This is a genomic window from Enterococcus sp. DIV0755f, from assembly GCF_051713725.1.
In the GTDB taxonomy this organism is placed as follows: Bacteria; Bacillota; Bacilli; order Lactobacillales; family Enterococcaceae; genus Enterococcus_D; species Enterococcus_D casseliflavus.
This window is the reverse complement of record NZ_JBIOQL010000001.1, coordinates 2877090-2893867: the sequence shown is the minus strand read 5'-3', so window position 1 is coordinate 2893867 and position 16778 is coordinate 2877090. Positions and strand designations below refer to the sequence as shown.

The 16778-nt window shown below is 45.0% G+C and carries 14 protein-coding genes and 1 other annotated feature; of the genes, 8 read left to right on the top strand and 6 right to left on the bottom strand.

Translation table 11 applies throughout. The annotated features are described in order from the left end of the window. The first annotated feature begins 50 nt into the window (after window positions 1-50). The 3 genes from IGI73_RS13315 (at window position 51) to IGI73_RS13305 (ending at window position 2852) form a co-directional block, all read left to right on the top strand. Window positions 51-758 carry a response regulator transcription factor gene (locus tag IGI73_RS13315; protein WP_008379528.1) on the top strand — a complete coding sequence of 236 codons (708 nt, stop codon included), beginning with the start codon at window positions 51-53 and terminating at the stop codon, window positions 756-758. Next, on the top strand, window positions 748-2106 hold the full coding sequence (locus tag IGI73_RS13310) for a sensor histidine kinase (protein ID WP_005228139.1): 1359 nt from the start codon (window positions 748-750) through the stop codon (window positions 2104-2106). The genes IGI73_RS13315 and IGI73_RS13310 overlap by 11 nt, the downstream gene beginning before the upstream one ends. Before the next feature lie 107 nt (window positions 2107-2213). Beyond that, window positions 2214-2852 (top strand): PepSY domain-containing protein, encoded by a 639-nt coding sequence (locus IGI73_RS13305; protein ID WP_010750007.1) that lies wholly within the window; start codon window positions 2214-2216, stop codon window positions 2850-2852. A 68-nt stretch (window positions 2853-2920) separates the two neighbouring features. Here IGI73_RS13305 and IGI73_RS13300 read toward each other — a convergent pair whose 3' ends face one another. Together IGI73_RS13300 and IGI73_RS13295 are read right to left on the bottom strand one after the other, a co-directional pair. Next, window positions 2921-3091, bottom strand: coding sequence for a hypothetical protein (locus IGI73_RS13300; RefSeq protein WP_008379536.1), 171 nt, complete (start codon window positions 3089-3091; stop codon window positions 2921-2923). 90 nt (window positions 3092-3181) lie between these two features. Beyond that, on the bottom strand, window positions 3182-3616 hold the full coding sequence (locus IGI73_RS13295; protein ID WP_008379539.1) for an acyl-CoA thioesterase: 435 nt from the start codon (window positions 3614-3616) through the stop codon (window positions 3182-3184). A 189-nt stretch (window positions 3617-3805) separates the two neighbouring features. Further along, window positions 3806-4013 (top strand) — a binding site (T-box leader). A 532-nt stretch (window positions 4014-4545) separates the two neighbouring features. Between IGI73_RS13295 and hisS the strand changes: the two genes are divergently transcribed. The 4 genes from hisS to IGI73_RS13275 all read left to right on the top strand — a co-directional run bounded on the left by hisS (window position 4546) and on the right by IGI73_RS13275 (window position 10729). Beyond that, window positions 4546-5844, top strand: coding sequence for a histidine--tRNA ligase (hisS, locus tag IGI73_RS13290; RefSeq protein WP_060791494.1), 1299 nt, complete (start codon window positions 4546-4548; stop codon window positions 5842-5844). An 11-nt stretch (window positions 5845-5855) separates the two neighbouring features. Further along, on the top strand, window positions 5856-7631 hold the full coding sequence (gene aspS / locus IGI73_RS13285) for an aspartate--tRNA ligase (protein WP_015510364.1): 1776 nt from the start codon (window positions 5856-5858) through the stop codon (window positions 7629-7631). Window positions 7632-7786: 155 nt separating this feature from the next. After that, complete coding sequence (locus IGI73_RS13280) at window positions 7787-8662, top strand: YitT family protein (protein WP_010750004.1); 876 nt, start codon at window positions 7787-7789, stop codon at window positions 8660-8662. Window positions 8663-8860: 198 nt separating this feature from the next. Then, complete coding sequence (locus tag IGI73_RS13275; RefSeq protein ID WP_008379546.1) at window positions 8861-10729, top strand: acyltransferase family protein; 1869 nt, start codon at window positions 8861-8863, stop codon at window positions 10727-10729. A 77-nt stretch (window positions 10730-10806) separates the two neighbouring features. On the opposite strand, the gene dhaL is transcribed toward IGI73_RS13275, so the two are convergent. The 4 genes from dhaL to IGI73_RS13255 all read right to left on the bottom strand — a co-directional run bounded on the left by dhaL (window position 10807) and on the right by IGI73_RS13255 (window position 15340). Then, complete coding sequence (gene dhaL, locus IGI73_RS13270) at window positions 10807-11412, bottom strand: dihydroxyacetone kinase subunit DhaL (protein ID WP_016609484.1); 606 nt, start codon at window positions 11410-11412, stop codon at window positions 10807-10809. Window positions 11413-11426: 14 nt separating this feature from the next. Beyond that, window positions 11427-12410, bottom strand: coding sequence for a dihydroxyacetone kinase subunit DhaK (dhaK, locus tag IGI73_RS13265; protein WP_010750002.1), 984 nt, complete (start codon window positions 12408-12410; stop codon window positions 11427-11429). Next, window positions 12407-12811, bottom strand: coding sequence for a dihydroxyacetone kinase phosphoryl donor subunit DhaM (dhaM, locus tag IGI73_RS13260; RefSeq protein WP_005228160.1), 405 nt, complete (start codon window positions 12809-12811; stop codon window positions 12407-12409). Before dhaM ends, dhaK begins: the two co-directional genes overlap by 4 nt. Window positions 12812-13015: 204 nt before the next feature. Next, the gene (locus IGI73_RS13255; RefSeq protein WP_438759245.1) at window positions 13016-15340 is read right to left on the bottom strand and encodes an HAD-IC family P-type ATPase; all 2325 of its coding nucleotides are present in this window, start codon (window positions 15338-15340) and stop codon (window positions 13016-13018) included. A 259-nt stretch (window positions 15341-15599) separates the two neighbouring features. Here IGI73_RS13255 and queG point away from each other — a divergent pair, with 259 nt between their 5' ends. After that, window positions 15600-16775 carry a tRNA epoxyqueuosine(34) reductase QueG gene (gene queG, locus IGI73_RS13250; protein ID WP_208769657.1) on the top strand — a complete coding sequence of 392 codons (1176 nt, stop codon included), beginning with the start codon at window positions 15600-15602 and terminating at the stop codon, window positions 16773-16775. The last annotated feature ends 3 nt before the right edge of the window (window positions 16776-16778 follow it).

The window sequence follows — 16778 nt, the reverse complement described above, 5'->3', positions numbered from 1 at the left end:
GTTTCGAAAAAATCCGTTATGATAGAAGCAAAACAGGAGGAGGAGTGCATATGGCCTTGAAGATCTTGCTAGTAGAAGACGAAGAAAGTTTAGCCAGTTTTATTCAGACCGAATTGACTTTTGAGGGATATGACACGGTCTGGGCCAAAGATGGGCAAGAGGCATTGACCTTGTTCAATCAGCAAGCAAATGCCTTTGATCTGATTTTATTGGATTGGATGCTGCCAATCTATGACGGCATCACAGTGGCGCGGCGGATACGCAAAGAAAGCGACATCCCGATTTTGATGATGACCGCCAGAAATCAAACCGCCGATGTGGTGACGGGGCTTGATGTCGGATTAGATGATTATTTAACGAAACCTTTTGAAATCGAAGAACTGTTTGCCAGAATTCGGGTGATCGAGCGGCGGTTGCAACGAGAAGCCAAACAACAAAAGAACCAGCAAAACCAATTAGTGGCGGGGGAGCTGATGATGGACATCGCCAAGCACTTGGTTCAGGTTGCCGGTGAAACCATTGAGTTGACGCCCAAAGAGTTTGGCATTTTATATGAATTGATGAAAGAACCCGAGGTCGTCAAAACGAGAGATGACCTATTGAATGAGATTTGGGGCTATGAATACGACGGCCAAACGAATGTTGTAGATGTCTATATCCGCACACTGAGGAACAAGCTGGATGTTTGCGGCAAAGGCAAAATGATCGCAACCGTTCGTGGATTAGGCTATGTCTTGAGGACCGATCATGAAGAATAAGTCAGCCAACCAACGTAGAAAAACAGCCCAGTTTCAATTGACGAGCCGCTTTTCCTTGATTCTCTTTGGTCTGCTGATTCTCTTCAATCTGCTGTTTATTTTATTATCCGTAGGTTATTTGTTTGAACATATCGAAAATCGTGCCAGCAACATCCTTGAAGCCATCGAAAAAGGTGAGGCATCAGGGGATGCCTGGGACTTTCTCGTCAATGCCTATGTCTCGGCAGATGAAGAAGACGCCCTGCAAGTGATCTTAGCCGATGGCAGTGTCGTTTCATCAGAAGATGCGGAAGAGATTTTTGCCGATATCAATCAAGGGCGAGTGATTCCTTTTCTCGAAGACATCGTTTTTACAGAGGAGGGCATCTATTACACGAAAACCCAAGAAGTCGATGGGGATCAGGTGACGATCGCTATCAATGGGGAGGATAGTGTGGAATTAGCCTATGGCCTCTTTATGATCAGCAGTTTCTTGAATCTGATCGCTGTTGTCGTGGGCAGTCTGCTGATTTATTGGAGTGTCGGGAAATGGAGTCAGAAGCTTACGGGTATGGCGCAAGAAATTGCTGCCATTGAACAAAGTCGAACAGGAGAACTGACGGTTTCTGAAGAGCCCATCGAGATTCGTTCAGTGGCATTGGCCTTTAATAAATTATTGAAAGAACAGCGAGAGACGATCGAGCGGGAAAAACGGTTCGTTGCCGATGCTTCCCATGAGCTGCGAACACCTTTAGCTGCGATTCGCGGACATGTCCAATTGATCCAGCGGCGTGGAACCAAACATCCCGAAGTCATTCCTTCCTCAATGGCGTTTATCGACAAAGAGTCGAAGCGTTTGGAAACATTGAGCAATCAATTGTTGGACCTAGAAAAAAATCAATCCCAAGATGAAATGACCCTTGTTGATGTTTCCCAGATCGTCCGAGAAGAGTGTGAAAAACAAGCGACGATCGTTCCGCAATCGATTGAATATTTTGTGGAGAACCAATGTATGAAACGTGGGCATAAGCGTGACTTCCAACAAATCATCCAAAACCTATTAGAAAATGCCGCGAAGTATTCACCTGCCGATCAGCCGATTCATGTGACCTTGACGCAAGAGCAGACACAGATGTCTTTGACCGTCGTCGATTTTGGCATTGGGATTCCCGATGATAAGAAAGCCTTGATTTTTGAACGGTTCTATCGAGTAGAAGATTCTCGTTCCAGCCAGATTGCTGGTTCAGGCATCGGGCTTTCATTGGTAAAACAGCTGGCAGACAAGTATCATGCCAAAATTACCGTCACAGACAATCAACCGCAAGGCAGTATCTTTAAACTTGCCTTTCCAAATGAAAGAGAAAGATGAAGATTTTTTTAGATTTTCTTCAAGCATTTTTGATTCTTTTTCATGAGGAACTTGTTATTCTAAATATATAGAAAAAAGGAATACACAAACAATTGGAGGAATGAAACATGAAAAAAACAACTATTTTATTCGGAATTGCCGCATTAGGATTATTGGCAGGATGTACACAAAACAACACTGGAAATTCAGAACCTGCGCAAAACAGCAGCTCAAGCACAGCAGTTGCCTCATCAAGTGAAACAACGTCTTCACAAGCAACAGACAGCTCTTCAAGCAGTGCAGCGATCGCCAATGGCGGCTTACCTACGGTGACCGTAGAAGAAGCGATCCAAATATTCCAAGACAAATACCCAGATGCAGCGATCACTTCGATTGATTTGGATACTTCTTTTGGCAATTACTTCTACCAAGTAGAAGGCGTGGATGACACGAATGAGTTTGAATTAAAGATCGATGCAGAAACCAAAGAAACTTCTGAAGAAAGAACGGAAAAATTGGATGCCGATGAACAAAACGGTGTCAAAAAAGATGCCGATCAATTGGACCTAACCAACTTGCTTTCATTGGAAGAAATTTCTGATATCGCCGTGAAAGAAGCTGGCGGTGGTCAAGCAACAGATTGGTCATTAGACAAAGAAATGAATGTAACCTATTGGGAAGTCAAGGTAGAAGATGGCAACAAACAAACAGATGTGAAAATCAATGCCCAAACAGGTGAAGTACTAGAAACCGAATTGGATGACTAATCCTGTTTCGCAGTAAAAAAGATAAGCCGCTATCGTCTATGCGCAAAAGACGATAATGGCTTATTTTTTTACGTATGCTGTTTGACTTCAGTTAACGGTTTGACGCGACCACCAATTTTATCTGCAAATGCTTCGGACTGCTTCCGATCTTCAAAGACCCATAACTTGTCTGGAATTTTTTCACGAGTGCGACGACCATCTTTGCCAATGTAACCATGCAAAACTTTAATCACGTACATCGCCATCATCCTTCCCTGAAATTACTTTTGATTATACGAAAGCCGTTTCAAAAAGCAAGGATTTTGACTTAAATGAGTGATCAGAATTGATTATTCCCCTGACAGGGCAGCATAATCAGCAAATCGTTGATGGATTTCAGGAAAACTACGCTTCAGCTGCACGATGCGATTGGTCTCTTTTGCTAAAAAACAATGCTTTGAAGTCCCCGTCGTTGCCAACTGACCATCGCTAGTTTTGTAGATCTCATAGCGAAAATCCAAACGCGTGCCAGTATATTTGTCGACCAAAACATCGATTCGCACCTCATCTTCGTAACGAATCATCGTTTTGTATTGCGCACTGACTTCCAGCACGGGAACGATCAAGCCCGCTTCTTCGATGGTATGATACGGTAAATCCAAAAACGCGAGTAACTCCACGCGGGCCTCTTCAAACCAGCGGATATAATTGGCGTGATGGATGATCGCCATTTGATCGGTCTCATAGTAGTGTGGTTGACGGATATAGCCTGAATATAAAGACATAAAAACAGCTCCTTTCATAGAAACAAAACCTTCGTTATTCAGCATAACGCAAAAAGGAAGAAAAGCAAACAGAAGGAGAGCTTCTTTGTGTTGAACACTTGAGAAAATGCTACTAGAGAGCAGCGGAGTGAAAAAGACAGTGAAACACCTTGACTTTTTCATAGCTTTCTTGTAGTTTATAGATAATATCAAAAATCAGTGAAGGATCGAGTACTTTATTCTACTCCTTAAAAGAGAAAACTGCCCCGGCTGAAAGCAGTTTAGGACGTGTAAAGGAAAGACAATCTGGAGATGAACAGAAGAAAAGCTGTTCCGTGACCGAGCGTTAATCGAGCGAAGGAGAAGAACATTTCTCGAATTTAGGTGGTACCGCGTGTAATCAAAACTCGCCCTTGTATAAAAAACAAGGGCGAGTTTTTTGCTGTGAATCACTGCGACTGGTCCGCAAAGCGGAACAGAGCAGATGATGAACAGTACTAGGCGACCACAGGGAGCGTAGTAACCGTACTAGGAATCACGTTGATTGGCTTGCGGAGCAAGACAGAGCAGATGATGAACAGTACTAGGCGACCACAGGGAGCGTAGTAACCGAACTAGGAATCACGTTGATTGGCTTGCGGAGCAAGCCAGAATAGATGATGAACAGTAAGGCGAGTGCAGGGAGCGTAGTAACCAAACTAGGAATCACGTTGATTGACGCAGGAAGTGAGACATGAAAGCTGTACTTGGCATTTTTTGCTTTGTTCAATTGCAGTCGAAGCCAACGAAACCATGACCAGCAACCAACGGCAAAGAGCGCAATAACCCAAAAGTCAAACACGAGAACAACCCACCCACATCAATGAGCAACAAGCAATAGGTGAATAAGCAAACAAGCAATGAAAGCAAAGAACATGGGCAACCATGAAACAAATAGGAGGATGCATACGATGAGTTACCAACGTCCAAAAGGAACCAACGATATTTTGCCAGGAGAATCCGAAAAATGGCAATTTGTGGAAGAAACAGCACGCTTAGTGTTTCGCGATTACCAATTCAACGAAATTCGGACACCGATTTTTGAGCACTTTGAAGTGATCGCCCGCAGTGTCGGGGACACAACGGATATCGTTTCAAAAGAAATGTATGATTTCTACGATAAAGGAGAGCGTCATGTGACGTTGCGTCCAGAAGGCACCGCACCGATCGCTCGTTCTTATGTCGAAAACAAACTATTCGGACCAGAACATACGAAGCCTTATAAAGTGTTTTACATGGGACCAATGTTCCGTTATGAACGTCCGCAAAAAGGCCGTTTGCGTCAATTCCACCAAATCGGTGTCGAAGTTTTCGGTTCAGCAAATCCAGCGACCGATGTTGAGACAATGGCGATGGCAATGGATTTTTATCGTCAATTAGGACTGAGTCAATTGCGCTTGGTCATCAATTCATTAGGCGACAAAGAAACACGCCAAAACTATCGCCAAGCGTTGATCGACTATCTAGCGCCCCATGAAGCGGAGCTTAGTGAGGATTCAAAACGCCGCTTGCATGAAAATCCTTTGCGGGTCCTTGACAGCAAGGACAAGCGAGACCAAAAATTCGTGGCGGATGCACCATCGATCCTAGACTACTTAACACCAGATGCCAAGGCACATTTTGAAACCGTAACGAGTATGCTGGATGCGTTGGAGATCCCTTATGAGATCGATTCAAATATGGTGCGCGGTTTGGATTATTATACCCACACGATTTTTGAGATCATGAGTGAGGCACCAAAAATGGGGGCGCAAGCCACCATCTGTGCCGGCGGTCGTTACAATCATTTAGTGGAAGAGCTAGGCGGACCAGAAACACCTGGTTTTGGTTTTGCTTTAGGGATCGAACGTTTATTGATCACTATGGAAGCCGAAGAAGTTGTAATTCCTGCTTTGAATGAGTTAGATGCGTATGTGGTTGGTTTGGGACAAGAAACCAATTTAGAAGCGCTGAAAGTCGTGCAAGCGATTCGTAATTTCGGTTTTTCTGCCGATCGTGATTTCATGGATCGTAAAGCCAAAGCCCAGTTCAAATCTGCTGATAAGCAAGGGGCACGGTTGGTTCTGACTCTAGGCGAAACAGAATTAGCAGAACAAGTGATCAATATCAAATCCATGGCAAGCCGTGAAGAAAAACAATTTCCGTTAGCGGATCTTTATGCCCGCTTCGATGAGATCTACGATGAAATGACAACCAAAATGTTTGAGTGAGGAGAAAAAGAATGACAAAACGTACAGTATATTGCGGGTTAGTAAATGAGACCCATTTAAACCAGACAGTGACTCTAAAAGGCTGGGTGCAAAAGCGCCGTGACTTAGGGGGCGTGATCTTTATTGACTTGCGCGACCGAGAAGGGATCGTGCAAATCGTCTTCAATCCTGAGGTTTCGAAAGAAGCCTGGGAAATCGCGGACAAATGCCGCAGTGAATATGTGTTAGAAGTAACAGGTCAAGTCATCAATCGTGCACCAGAAGCCATCAATCCGAAAATGGTGACAGGTGCCTATGAAGTGATGATCAGCGAAATCACGATTTTAAACACTGCAAAAACACCAGCCTTCTTGATTGAAGATGATCAAACCGTTGGCGATGAGATTCGCATGAAATACCGTTATTTAGACTTGCGTCGTCCAAAAATGACGAACAACATCGTGATGCGGGCGAAAACGACGCAAGCGATCCGCAATTTCTTAGATACGAACGACTTCTTGGATATCGAAACACCTTATCTAGGAAAATCAACACCAGAGGGTGCGCGGGATTATTTGGTTCCTTCACGGATCTATCCAGGTCATTTCTATGCGTTGCCGCAATCACCACAAATTTTTAAACAGTTATTGATGGGAGCTGGCTTCGATCGCTACTATCAAATCGTACGTTGCTTCCGTGACGAAGATTTGCGGGGCGACCGTCAACCAGAATTTACCCAAGTCGATATCGAAACCTCTTTCTTGACGGCAGAAGAAATCCAAACCTATACGGAAGAGCTGTTGGCAAAAGTGATGCGAGAAGTCAAAGGCATCGAAGTTACCTTGCCATTCCCACGGATGACCTATGATGAGGCAATGGGACGCTACGGCAGTGACAAACCAGATACACGGTTTGACATGGAGCTTATCGACTTATCTGAAGTTGTGAAAGACGTTGATTTTAAAGTCTTCCAAATGGCTCTTGAAAAAGGCGGCGTTGTGAAAGTCTTGAACGCCAAAGGGGCTGCAGACAAATACTCCAGAAAAGACATGGACAATCTAGGCCATTACGCTGGTCAATTTGGTGCCAAAGGATTGGCATGGGTCAAAGTTGAAGAAGATGGATTGAAAGGACCGATCGCTAAATTCTTGACAGAAGCGACCGACGCGATCATTGCAGCAGCCAATGCGGAAGTTGGCGATATTCTGATGTTTGGTGCCGATTCCTTTGCGATCGTTTCAGCAACATTGGGGGCGATCCGTAATAAATTAGGAAAAGAATTAGGCTTGATCGACGAGAGCAAATTCAACTTCCTATGGGTCACTGATTGGCCGCAATTTGAATACGATGAAGAAGCAGGCCGCTACGTTTCTGCTCACCATCCATTCACATTGCCAAAAGAAAGCGATCTGCCGTTGTTAACGACAGACCCTTCAAAAGTCTATGCGCAAGCCTACGATATCGTGCTAAACGGTTACGAGCTAGGTGGCGGATCATTGCGTATCCATACACGGGAAGTGCAAGAGCAAATGTTTGAAGCGCTAGGCTTCTCACGTCGCGAGATGCAAAATCAATTTGGCTTCTTATTGGATGCTTTGGATTATGGGTTCCCACCACATGGCGGCATCGCCCTTGGGTTAGACCGGTTAGTCATGCTCTTGGCTGGTGAAGAAAACATTCGCGAAGTCATTGCTTTCCCTAAAAATGGGAAAGCAGCTGATCCAATGTCACAAGCGCCAAGTACCGTTTCGCCAATGCAGTTGTTTGACTTGAACATTGATGTAACAACGGTTGAAGAAAACGAATAAGCGTTAAATCATGATGAAATGAGTGATGAAATAGAAATTGGTGAATGAATGAAAAAAGTTCATGAGAATTCACCCATTTCTTTCATTGCTCGTTTCTTTTTTTATGAGCTGAAGTATAATAAAGGCAAATCAAAAAAGTGAGGCTATGAAATGCAATGACTCCTCTGTTTAAATGGCTCCCTCATCCAGAATACGCCAACAAACTTTCGTTTTCGATCGTCTATGCGCTGCTGGCATCGATTGCGGTCAATTTCTTCTATCAACCAGGTAATATTTATTCCAGCGGCATTACGGGTGTCGCTCAGATCATCACCACGATCTCAAGAGAAGGGCTCGGATTTTATATCCCCTTGTCCCTTGCGCTATTATTGTTGAATGTGCCATTATTTTTTCTAGGTTGGTTTAAGATCGGCCACAAGTTTACGATTTTTACTGGAATTACTGTTTTACTCACCTCCTTATTCGTGCAAATTTTACCCGAAGAAACCGTTACGACGGACCCGATGATCTGTGCGATTTTCGGTGGTGCCATCAACGGGGTGGGGATCGGCTATGCTTTGAAGAATGGTCTTTCTTCAGGAGGGCTGGATTTTGTCAGCATTGCCATCCGCAAACGGACAGGGAAGACGATCGGCTCGATATCGATTTTCTTTAACATTGTTATTTTGTTCGCCGCAGGGATCTTGTTTGGCTGGCAATATGCGTTGTATAGTGCGATCGCGATTTTTGTCAGTGGAAAAGTGACGGATGCGGTCTTTACGAAGCAAAAGAAAATGCAGGTGACGATCATCACCCGCAACCCAGAAGAAGTCATTCAAACGATCCAAAAACATATGCGGCGAGGGATTACCATCATCAATGAAGCCGAAGGGGCGTACAAGCATGACAAACAAACGGTTTTGCTGACGGTAGTGACACGCTTTGAACTGCCGATGCTGCGCAGTGCCATGAAAGAAGCCGATCCAAAAGCCTTTGTCAGTATTGCAGAAAATGTCCAGATTTTGGGTCGCTTTTATGAAGAAGAACTGTGAAAAAGGAGTTGAAAAAAGTATTTCTTTATAGAAGTACTTTTTTTTCGCCAAAAATTAATTTTTTTGAAATATAGCAGATGTTGCTAGCTTTATATGGGGGATTTCTGGTAAATTATGAGAGTATGGAATCAATAGCGTTCATGCTGAAATTGTTTTTTTATGAAACAATTGGATCAATTAGAGAAAAGTGGTTGAAAAATGAATAAACGTTTAAGCACAAGCCGCTATATTACCGGGTTTGACGGCATTCGAACCTTGGCAGTCATCGGCGTTATTTTATATCATTTACTACCTACTCATATGCGAGGCGGGTATTTAGGAGTTCCAGTATTCTTTGTCGTATCAGGTTATTTAATCACTGACTTGCTGAGGCAAGAGTGGGATCAAAACGGCAAAATCAAAGTCAAAGATTTTTATGTTCGGCGGATGAAACGGCTCTATCCAGGAATGGTGGTGATGCTGCTTATCTCAGCAGCATATATCACGTTGTTCCAGCGAAACCTGTTGAATAATTTGCGCGGGGTTTTTGTTAGCTCGTTGCTTTATTACAACAACTGGTGGCAGATCAATCATGGGTTATCCTATTTTGATCGATTCGGTAATGAATCCCCCTTTACCCATCTGTGGTCGCTGGCTGTAGAGGGACAGAACTATCTGATTTGGCCTTTAGTATTTATTTTGCTGATGAAAATCGGCAAGCAGAGGCATCGCGCCTTTAAATTTACTGCCGCAGTCACGATTTTGTCGGCAATTCTGTTAGCAGTCCTTTACACACCAGGTGCTGATCCGACACGGGTCTATTATGGAACGGATACGCGGCTCTTTTCGATCTGGATGGGGAGTGCCTTAGCATTCATTTGGCCAAGTACCCATTTGAAGAAAGAGATACCGCAAAAAGCCAAACGGGTCTTGAATATCTCTGGCTTTGCTTCCTTGGCTGGTCTGATCGCAGCGTTCTTTTTCTTAGATGATCATTTGACTTTTGTCTATTATGGCGGCATGTTCTTGATCAGTATCCTATGTACGATTCTTGTGGCAGTCACCGCTCATCCCGGAGCCAGCTTGAACCGGGTATTGAGTAATCCTATTTTCAGTTATATCGGCAAGCGTAGTTATGGGATCTATTTGTATCAATTTCCAGTGATGATTTTTTACGAAGCAAAAGTGGGGAATATCGGGGAGAACGTGCTGATGCACACGTTAGTGGAACTATTCTTGATCTTGTTTATCAGTGAATTGTCCTATCGGTTTATCGAAAACCCAATGCGTAAATTCCAGTACAAAGACACATTCAGAACGGTCCGTGGTTGGTTCAGTAAACCGATTTTTAGTTGGAAAAAACCGTGGTTAGTGCCCAGCTTACTGATTACCCTCGTTGCTTTGTTTGGCGTCGTGACCGCACCGACGAATTATGTCGATGCCCAGCAGCAGCAGTTGAAAGACAACATTGCGGCCAATAAAAAAGCGGCAGAGCAATCGCAAAAAAATGCGAATGCTGAAGGCAATGAAGCAGACGATGAGGCGAACACAAGTGAAGATGAAAAAAATATCATGGAAAAATATGATTTAACAGCAGCCCAAGTGAAAAAAGCAGAATCTCTTGAAATCACGGCTTTTGGTGATTCCGTGATGCTGGATGCAACGGCTGACTTGAAAGAAGTCTTTACCCAAGCGGTAGTTGATGGGGATGTTGGGCGCCAGCTGTATGCGAGTCCTGAATTGATCAAAGACTTGAAAGAAAAAAATCTTTTGCGGGATACCGTCCTTGTGGGGCTAGGGACGAATGGTTCCTTTACAGAAGCCCAATTTGACAGCTTTATGAATGAGATCGGTGATCGCAAAGTCTACTGGATCAATGTGCGGGTACCGACACAGCGTTGGCAAAATGAAGTCAATCGGATGTTGGAGCGCATGGCGGAAAAATACGACAATATGACCTTGATCGATTGGTATGATTTGAGTAATGACCAAGAGTCATGGTTCTATGAAGATCGGGTCCATCCAAATCCAGATGGCATGGATCAATACGTGAAGCTAGTTGCCCAAACGATTTTACAAGAGGAATAAACAAGAAAAAGACAAACCTTACGCAATCATAAGGTTTGTCTTTTGTCTTAAACGGTGCTTTGTAAGAGCATCGTTTTTTAATTCTTTTCTATCACCGTTAATAGTGAGTCAAACAAAATCGCACTAGAAGCCGATCCGGGATCGATATGACCGATGGCACGTTCACCAACATAAGAGGCGCGGCCTTTTTTAGCAACGAGTTCTTTGGTATGTTCTTTCGCTGCTTCGATCGTGTCTTTGGTCAATTCACCTTTTTTCAAGGCTTCTGCGACAGGTTGCCAGACATCGATCATGGTCTTATCCTCAAACTCAGCTTTTCCCCGCATTTTGATGCCCGTCAAGCCTTCTTCAACGATCGTACCTAATTGTTCAAAGGAGTCGATCGTTTCTAGTTCCTTCGTTGCTTTAGTCATATTCATAAACGCCGAACCATAAAGGGGACCTGAAGCGCCGCCGACTTTTGAGATCATTGCCATCGAGAAGACTTTAAAGGTATCACTGATCGTCGTTGGCTGTTGTTTGGCATAAGCTTCTTGATAAGCAGCTACGCCGCGTGCCATATTGTTGCCATGGTCTCCGTCGCCGATCGGTGTATCTAAATCGCTCAAATAGGCTTTGTTTGCTTCGATTTCTTTCGTGAAGGTATCTAACCATGCTTGCACCGTTTCTGTTGTCAATTGCATCTCTATTCGCTCCTTTACCAGGCTATTGTTGTGACGGCTTCATTTAACGCATCGGTGTGATCCGTTTCGCTGAAGTCGATCAAGGTCAGTGAAAGTCCCTGCATATCGATGGAAGTCATGAAATTGCCGACTTTATGGAAGGAGACCGGGATGTCTTTTTCTGCGAGTAATTTCGCGACATCATTGGCAAAAACGAACAGCTCCATTTGCGGCGTACCACCCATACCGTTGATCAAGACACCGACTTTTTCTGGGGTCTTTTCATAATCCGCTAAGATTTTTTCCACCAACTCTTGTGCTAGTTCACGTGAGGGTTTCAGTTTTTCACGACGGTAACCAGGTTCGCCGTGGATGCCCACGCCATACTCGATCTCATCATCGGCTAAGTCAAAACCTGGTTTCCCAACTTCAGGAACTGTTGCCGCTTTTAATGCGACCCCGATGGTTTTGATCGATGCAACCAAGGCATCGCCCAGTGTTTTTAATTCGCTTAAGCTGGCACCATTACGAGCAGCTGCGCCTAAAATCTTGTGGACTAAGACCGTACCGGCAACTCCTCGTTTGCCAGCAGTATAGGTGCTATTTTCAACAGCGATATCATCATCCACGACCACGATCTCCGTCGTGATCTCTTCCATTTCTGCCATATCTTTGGCCATCTCAAAGTTCAAGATATCGCCAGTATAGTTTTTGACGATCAGCAAGACGCCTTGTCCTTGATCAGAATCTTGGATAGCCGTCAAAATCTGGTCGGGGGTCGGGGAGGTGAAGACATCGCCTAAAACGGCGGCGCTAAGCATCCCATCACCGACAAAGCCAGCATGCGCCGGCTCATGTCCGCTCCCACCACCAGAAACAAGACCGACTTGTTCTTTTTGATTATTCTTAGCAATCACCCGTGAGTCTGCGACTTGATGGACCAGTTCAGGATAACTGCCTACGATACCAGCCAACATTTCTTCTACGATCATTGAGGGATCATTAATGATTTTTTTCATGCTTCATGCCATCCTTTCTCGGCTGCTTTTTTTGCTTCTGCAACGATTTGCGCCAAATCATCACTGAAACCAGCGGTGATCGCTGCAGCAAAGGCACCTTCCACCAGCGGCGCGTCGATCAGGTGATAGCGTTCTTGTTGCTGAGGTTCCAGCATGTCGTAAGCAAGTTCGGCATTCAAAACGGCACTGCCTAGATCGGCAAAGACTAAGATCAGTTCAGCGTCTGCGGATTCGTTGACGGCATCCACGATTTTCGTGGCGTCAGAACCCAGCTCTCCTTCTGCTGTCCCGCCTAAAGAATAGATCGTGACTGACTCGCCGTCAGCCATTTCTTCGATCATCTGTTTTAATCCTTCGGTGAGTTGCTGACTGTGAGAAACGAGTAAAATACTTTTTTTCATCCAATTTCACCAACACTTTCTGATTAAATTTGGCTGTTTGACAAGGGGGGTGCCTTTTCCAAAGAAACACCGTCCTTGTTGAAACCGCCTACAGGTTCAGTATACCAAATTTCTTTCTTCTTGTATGGTTGCACCTATGGAGAGGACAAAAAAACAGCATCGTCTTTCTGGACAAAGCAAGAAAGAGCGATGCTGCAAAATCAATTAGGATTGTTTAACGAGCACTTTGGCTGAAAAGCGCTTCGTTAGGAAAGAAAGCCCCACGTACAGGCAGATGTTCAATGCCATCATGCCAAGGAAGTAAGGCAAGGTTACGGCGGTCAAGAAACCGACTTCCAGCAATCCGTGGAAAAGCATTGCTGCGACATAGATCCCCACGGTAGTGGTAATCGCTAAGAACAATCGCAATGGATTTAATGGCAAGCAAGCGCGAATCACAGCGATACAACTGATCCCGATCAACAAATAGTACAACAAGGTCGTCGTATCAAATTGCGACCAACCGTAGTCGGTTTGTAAAAAGCGGATCGCAAAGTAATTGACTAACACCAACAGGGCGTTTGGCAACGCATTGAGCAAGACTGTCGGCAAGTAGCGCCCCTTGATCGGTGCTTTGTTTTCTTCAAAGGAAAGGAAGAAAGAAGGATAGCCTTCAATTGCTAAGTCGATCAATGTGATTTGGATCGGCAAGAACGGAAAGGCGCTGGATGTCAGGATACAAACCAAAGAGAGCAAGAAGCTGTAAATCGTCTTGATAAAGAAGATCCCCGACGCTTTGGTGACGTTATTGACGACGCGGCGTCCTTCAAATAAAACATCTGGCAACGTAGTAAAGTCAGAATCCAATAAGACAAAGTTAGCGATTTGACGAGCCGCACTGTCGCCAGCAGCCATCGCAATACTAACGTCGGCTTCCCGCAGCGCCAACACGTCATTGACGCCATCGCCCGTCATAGCAACGGTCCGTTGATTGGCTTTTAATTCTTGGACAAGCAGTTTCTTTTGTTCAGGGGTCACACGACCAAAGACCGTATAGCGTGTCGCAGCTTCTCGGACTTCTGCTTCGGTCGTTAAGGTAGAAAGATCGATGGCTTGATCGGCATTCGCAAGACCTGCACGATGGGCGATCGCTGCGACAGCTATTGGATTATCGCCAGAGATCACCTTTAGATCGATGCCTTGATCGGCTAAGTAAGCCAAGGTTTCTTCAGCGTTTTGGCGGATGATATCAGATAAAATCAAGACTGCCACCGCTTGTGCATTGCTGGGGTCAAAGGATGCTGGCGCTTTTGGATCGGTCTCTACAGCTAAAATCAACACCCGCAGACCTGCTTCTTGCGCTTCTTTGACTTGCGGCAAGGCAGCAGAGCCAGCGACTTTTTCAGGTGCGCCAAGATAGACATTTCCTAGATGTTCAAAAGCTACAGCACCCCATTTGCGCTGTGAAGAAAAGGCAGCGACTTCGATCGGCTGATGATCCGTTAGCTCAGGGCAGCCTTGACGCAATGCTTGCATCGTCAAATTGTTATCTGTGCTGGCTGCCAAATAATTCCCTAAGAGCATGTTAGGGTCGCTGTCGACTTGGAGAGGAACGATCGATTCGAGAACCATATGGCCTTCCGTCAACGTCCCCGTCTTATCCAGACAAAGGGTATCGACATGCGCCAGGGTTTCAACGGCATACATGTCTTGGACCAAAATCCGTTTTTTGGCCAATTTAATGACACCTGTCGTCAAGGCGATACTGATCAGCAGGACAAGTCCTTTTGGTAACATTCCTAATAAGGCAGCGGCAGAAACGACGACGGATTCCTTGATCCCAGCATCTCGCATCATAAAGGCTTGGAAGAACAAAATCACCCCTAAAGGAACGATCACATAGCTAGTGAATTTGGATACACTACGGATCGAAGCAAGCAGCTCAGAGCGGATCGGTTTGTGGACCTTCGCCTCATTGCTTAGTTTCGCTGCGTAGTTTTCTGCACCGACATGAATAACTTTTCCTGTCACTTCACCGCTGACGATGAAACTTCCTGAGAGTAAGGAAGCACCTGCTTCTTTGACAACCAGATCGGCTTCACCAGTCAGCATCGCTTCATTGACTTCGACTAGTCCAGAAAGCACCGTCATATCAGCGGGGATTTGGTCCCCAGCACCAAGAATGACTGAGTCTTCTAAGACCAATTCTTTGGCTGAAATCTCATGGGTTTGACCATCTCGAATCACTCGTACCGTTTGCGGTGAAACAAGTGAGAGTTTTTTTACTAAGTTACGTGCGTGCAATTCTTGGATGATCCCAATGGTGATATTCACAAAAATAATCGCTAAGTAGAACATGTTGGAATAGGCGCCTACGGCAAATAAAAAAACGCCAATCAATAGGTTGAGAAAATTGAATAACGTCAGTAAATTGTCCTTGATGATCGCAGCAGTTGATTTACTGGTTTTGGTTTCATAATCATTGTGCAGCCCCTCTTGGGTTTTCTTGGCGACTTCTGCTGCAGTCAAGCCGGTGGGTAATTGAGTCATAAGCATCTCCATTTCATTTGTTCATTTCTTTCTGATTCCTTTATCTAGTCTAGCATTCGAAAAAGGCAATGCAATCGTTGCGAGGAAAATAGCGATAAAATTAATTAAAATCTTAAACAATCAACACGTGTTCTTTTAAAGAAAGAAAAAAACTGGGGGAACAAACCGCACCATCGACTTTTTTCTGGTGCTTACGTATAATAGGGGAAGAGAAAAAGCCGAGAAGCAGATGCTTAGCGGACAAAAGAGGGTAGCGAGCATGTCTTTAAAAGAAAAAATTATTGCAGAAAGCAAGCGGCTTGGCATCGACAAGATCGGGTTTGCTTCAGCGGAGCCGTTTTTGGCATTGGAGCCTTCCTTGCGGGAACAAAAAGCCAAAGGCCATACCTCTGGTTTTGAGCATCCCGTGATCGAAGAGCGTATCTATCCTGAACGGACATTTGAAAATCCGCAAACGATCATTGCGATCGCTTTAGCTTATCCGACAAAAATCAAAGAGAAAGTCCCGCGGGATGAAAAACGTGGCATGTTTGCCCGTGCCTCGTGGGGCATCGATTACCATGATATTTTGCGAGAACGGTTGGATCGCTTGATCGCCTTTATCAAAGAACAAGCGCAAACGATGGAAGAACAAGTCGAATGGCGTTTCGCACCGCAAGTCGATACAGGGGAATTGGTGGATGTGGCGGCAGCGCAGCGGGCGGGTCTTGGCTTTATCGGTCGTAATGGCTTGCTGATCACAGAAGAGTTTGGTTCGTTTGTTTATCTCGGGGAGATCGTCACTAATATCTCTCTTGAACCAGATGAAGAAGTCCCGTTTGGTTGTGGGGATTGCATGCGTTGTGTGACGGCTTGCCCCACCAAAGCGTTATTGGGCGATGGTCGGATGAATGCCCAGCGCTGTTTGTCCTATCAAACCCAGACGAAGGGCATGATGCCAGAAGAGTACCGCAAAAAGATGCATAACGTGATTTACGGTTGCGATATTTGTCAGCTGGTCTGCCCTTATAATCGGGGGAAGGACTTCCATTTTCATCCAGAGATGGAGCCTGAAGTTGATACCGTTTATCCAAAACTGCAACCGATGCTGTCTTTATCAAACAAAGCCTTCAAAGAACAATTTGGCCATCTATCTGGCTCTTGGCGGGGGAAAAAACCGCTGCAGCGTAATGCCATCATCGCCTTAGCCAATGTGGGAGACCGCAGTGCCTTGCCAGCGATTTGGCGCTGTGCGACAGAAGACGTGCGCCCAGTGATTCGAGGAACGGCTTATTGGGCCATTGGTCAGTTGGGCGTCAAAGAACCAGAGATGTGGTTAGAGCGACTGCAACGATGCGCAGAGTTAGAACCCGAAGAAGAAGCACAGCAAGAATTGCAGCCTGCCATCGAACGATTGCAAGCAGTCATTACCAAAAAGCAGGAAAAAGAGCTATAAAAA

Coding starts and splice junctions, on each gene's coding strand:
- IGI73_RS13280 (WP_010750004.1), top strand. CDS start 7,787: ATGACTCCTCTGTTTAAATGGCTCCCTCATCCAGAATACGCCAACAAA.
- aspS (WP_015510364.1), top strand. CDS start 5,856: ATGACAAAACGTACAGTATATTGCGGGTTAGTAAATGAGACCCATTTA.
- IGI73_RS13315 (WP_008379528.1), top strand. CDS start 51: ATGGCCTTGAAGATCTTGCTAGTAGAAGACGAAGAAAGTTTAGCCAGT.
- IGI73_RS13305 (WP_010750007.1), top strand. CDS start 2,214: ATGAAAAAAACAACTATTTTATTCGGAATTGCCGCATTAGGATTATTG.
- dhaL (WP_016609484.1), bottom strand. CDS start 11,412: ATGCAATTGACAACAGAAACGGTGCAAGCATGGTTAGATACCTTCACG.
- dhaM (WP_005228160.1), bottom strand. CDS start 12,811: ATGAAAAAAAGTATTTTACTCGTTTCTCACAGTCAGCAACTCACCGAA.
- IGI73_RS13275 (WP_008379546.1), top strand. CDS start 8,861: ATGAATAAACGTTTAAGCACAAGCCGCTATATTACCGGGTTTGACGGC.
- hisS (WP_060791494.1), top strand. CDS start 4,546: ATGAGTTACCAACGTCCAAAAGGAACCAACGATATTTTGCCAGGAGAA.
- IGI73_RS13310 (WP_005228139.1), top strand. CDS start 748: ATGAAGAATAAGTCAGCCAACCAACGTAGAAAAACAGCCCAGTTTCAA.
- queG (WP_208769657.1), top strand. CDS start 15,600: ATGTCTTTAAAAGAAAAAATTATTGCAGAAAGCAAGCGGCTTGGCATC.
- IGI73_RS13300 (WP_008379536.1), bottom strand. CDS start 3,091: ATGTACGTGATTAAAGTTTTGCATGGTTACATTGGCAAAGATGGTCGT.
- IGI73_RS13255 (WP_438759245.1), bottom strand. CDS start 15,340: ATGACTCAATTACCCACCGGCTTGACTGCAGCAGAAGTCGCCAAGAAA.
- IGI73_RS13295 (WP_008379539.1), bottom strand. CDS start 3,616: ATGTCTTTATATTCAGGCTATATCCGTCAACCACACTACTATGAGACC.
- dhaK (WP_010750002.1), bottom strand. CDS start 12,410: ATGAAAAAAATCATTAATGATCCCTCAATGATCGTAGAAGAAATGTTG.